Genomic DNA, 2,973 nt, shown 5'->3' with positions numbered 1-2,973 from the left:
GTCTCGGATTGTTTGGTTTCCGGCAGACCCATTATGCCATCTCCGCCAGAATGTCGGCGTAGCCGTTGTTTTCGACTTCAATCGCCAACTCGGGGCCACCCGTTTTGATGATCCGGCCGTCTGCCATGATGTGCACGACATCGGGTTTGATGTGATCCAGAAGGCGCTGGTAGTGCGTGATCACGAGGAAAGAACGACCCTCAGAGCGCAGAGCGTTCACGCCTTCGGACACAAGTTTCATCGCATCCACGTCAAGACCCGAGTCCGTTTCATCCAGAACGCACATCTTTGGCTCAAGCATCGCCATTTGCAGGATCTCATTACGCTTTTTCTCACCACCGGAGAAGCCCACGTTTACGGGGCGCTTCAGCATATCAGCATCGATTTTCAACGTCTTGGCGCGCTCACGCACAACCTTCAGGAACTCACCTGCCGAAAGCTCGTCTTCACCGCGCGCCTTGCGCTGTGCATTCACGGCCGTGCGCAGGAACGTCATGTTGCCCACACCGGGGATTTCAACAGGGTACTGAAACGCCAAGAAGAGACCTGCGGCGGCACGCTCTTCGGGTTCCATCTCCAACAGATCAGCGCCCTCAAGTGCAGCCTCGCCGTCGGTGACTTCGTAACCGTCTTTGCCCGACAGCACATAGGACAGCGTGGATTTACCTGAACCGTTCGGCCCCATGATCGCGTGAACCTCACCCGAGCCGATGCTCAGATTTACGCCCTTCAGGATCACCTTGTCTTCTTCTTCAAGTTTGACGTGCAGGTTTTTGATATCCAGCATTTTTCTTACTCCTTACAGGACCATCCGGCCCTCGAATTTTATGTTTCGTCAGAGGGCGCTTGGCCATCTGGTTTATCTTTTGGCCGATCGCGGTTCAGTGCCACGTAGGCCAGACATAGCCCCAACACGAACCCGATCTTCATCAGCGTCGTGCCCCCATCCGGGTAAATGGCCTTATCGACCAAAAACCCCAGCAGCGAGCCAATCGCGCCCGCTGCGATGTAGATGAGTTTGCGCATCGCTTTGGTTACTCACTCAATGGTTTCGAAACGCATTGCGCGACCATCCTAGCCCACGGATCCTTCGAGCGAGATGGCAACCAACTGCTGAGCTTCCATCGCGAATTCCATCGGCAGAGCCTGAAGGACTTCTTTGCAGAAACCGTTCACAACCAACGCCACAGCCTCTTCTTCGTCCATGCCACGGGCACGACAGTAAAACAGCTGATCATCGTCCACCTTGGACGTCGTCGCCTCGTGCTCAACCCGCGAAGAGTTATTCTTCACTTCGATGTAGGGAACCGTGTGCGCCCCGCATTTGTCACCAATCAACAGCGAGTCGCACTGCGTGTAGTTTCGCCCGTTTTTCGCTTTGGGGTGCATCGACACCAAGCCACGGTAGGTGTTCTGCGCTCGGCCCGCCGAAATCCCCTTGGAGACGATCCGGCTTTTTGTGTTCTTGCCAAGGTGCACCATCTTGGTGCCCGTGTCCGCCTGCTGGTAGTTGTTAGCAATCGCGATTGAATAGAATTCACCCTGACTGTCGTCGCCGCGCAGAATGCAAGAAGGGTATTTCCACGTCACAGCAGAGCCGGTTTCAACCTGCGTCCACATCACTTTGGACCGGTCGCCCCGGCAATCGGCACGCTTGGTGACAAAGTTATAGATGCCGCCTTTGCCGTTTTCATCACCGGGGAACCAGTTCTGAACGGTCGAGTATTTGATCTCAGCGTCATCCAGCAGCACCAGTTCAACCACGGCTGCGTGCAGCTGCGCGATGTCCCGCTGCGGGGCAGTACAGCCCTCAAGGTAGGACACGTAGGATCCTTTGTCAGCGATGATCAACGTCCGCTCAAACTGCCCGGTATTCTCCGCGTTGATCCGGAAATACGTCGACAATTCCATTGGGCACTTTACGCCGGGCGGAATGTAAACAAACGACCCATCCGAAAAGACCGCCGAGTTCAGTGTCGCGTAGTAGTTATCCGACTGCGGAACGACCGTGCCAAGGTACTGTTTGACCAACTCGGGATGCTCCTGAATGGCTTCCGAGATTGAGCAAAAGATCACACCAGCCTTTTTCAGTTCAGCCTGAAAGGTCGTACCAACAGACACACTATCGAATACAGCGTCCACGGCCACTTTGCGCGGCGCATCAGCGTCGATGTCTTCTGCGCCCTCAACGCCCGCAAGGATCATCTGTTCCTTGAGGGGGATGCCCAGCTTTTCGTAGGTCGCCAACAGCTTGGGATCCACCTCGTCCAGCGACTTAGGCTTTACTTCCATGCTTTTTGGGCGCGCATAGTAGTACTGGTCCTGAAAATCGATCTCAGGATAATCTACCATCGCCCAATCAGGCTCTTTCAGCTCAAGCCAACGACGGTACGCGACCAGACGCCATTCCAGCATCCACTCCGGCTCGTTGTTCTTCTCTGAGATCAGGCGCACGATGTCTTCCGACAAACCCTTGGGCGCGTATTCCATCTCAATGTCGGTGTTCCAGCCATACTTATAGGCCCCACCAAGAGATTTCACCGCATCAACCGTATCCTGATCGACGCCTTCTTTCACCTGAGTTTCGTCCAAAGCGACCATCTAGCCCTCCTATGCTCTCACGCAGCCCGCGCGAGATGTTTTGCCTGAAGCTTCAGAAAAGCCGCGCAAAACGCAGCCACATCAGCCTCTGTTGTGTCCAGTCCAAGGCTCACTCGGATCGCAGATCCTGCCTCAGCCTCATTTAATCCCATGGCGCGCAGCACGCCGCTGGCGCGCACCTTGCCGCTGGAACACGCGGATCCAGCGCTGACGGCAAAACCCGCCAAGTCCAACGCCATGACCTGCGTCTCCCCCTTCCAGCCGGGGGTCACGATGCAGGATGTGTTCGGCAAACGCTCCGCGCCTTTCCCGATCAAAATAGTCTCTTTTGAGCCAGCCTCAAGGTGAGTTTCTAGAAAAGTTCTAAGTTGT

At 55.4% G+C, this 2,973-nt stretch carries 4 protein-coding genes; all 4 read right to left on the bottom strand.

The genetic code is table 11. From position 1 onward, the window contains the following. Positions 1-31 precede the first annotated feature (31 nt). Positions 32-787 carry a Fe-S cluster assembly ATPase SufC gene (gene sufC, locus AC4GMC_RS18005; protein ID WP_487878046.1) on the bottom strand — a complete coding sequence of 252 codons (756 nt, stop codon included), beginning with the start codon at positions 785-787 and terminating at the stop codon, positions 32-34. Positions 788-825: 38 nt separating this feature from the next. Next, positions 826-1,026 (bottom strand): hypothetical protein, encoded by a 201-nt coding sequence (locus AC4GMC_RS18000; RefSeq protein WP_487878045.1) that lies wholly within the window; start codon positions 1,024-1,026, stop codon positions 826-828. A 48-nt stretch (positions 1,027-1,074) separates the two neighbouring features. Further along, entirely contained in the window at positions 1,075-2,601 is a 1,527-nt protein-coding gene (gene sufB / locus AC4GMC_RS17995) for a Fe-S cluster assembly protein SufB (RefSeq protein ID WP_487878044.1), read from the bottom strand. Positions 2,602-2,618: 17 nt separating this feature from the next. Next, a partial coding sequence (locus AC4GMC_RS17990) for an aminotransferase class V-fold PLP-dependent enzyme (protein ID WP_490391496.1) occupies positions 2,619-2,973 on the bottom strand: 355 nt, incomplete at its 5' end.

It is taken from the genome of Thalassobacter sp. (genome assembly GCF_982993085.1).
The sequence above is the reverse complement of the archived record's forward strand: the minus strand, read 5'-3'. Positions and strand labels throughout refer to the sequence as shown.

Excerpts from the sequence above, each read along its gene's own strand:
- sufC (WP_487878046.1), bottom strand. The coding sequence starts at position 787 with ATGCTGGATATCAAAAACCTGCACGTCAAACTTGAAGAAGAAGACAAG.
- AC4GMC_RS18000 (WP_487878045.1), bottom strand. The coding sequence starts at position 1,026 with ATGCGCAAACTCATCTACATCGCAGCGGGCGCGATTGGCTCGCTGCTG.
- sufB (WP_487878044.1), bottom strand. The coding sequence starts at position 2,601 with ATGGTCGCTTTGGACGAAACTCAGGTGAAAGAAGGCGTCGATCAGGAT.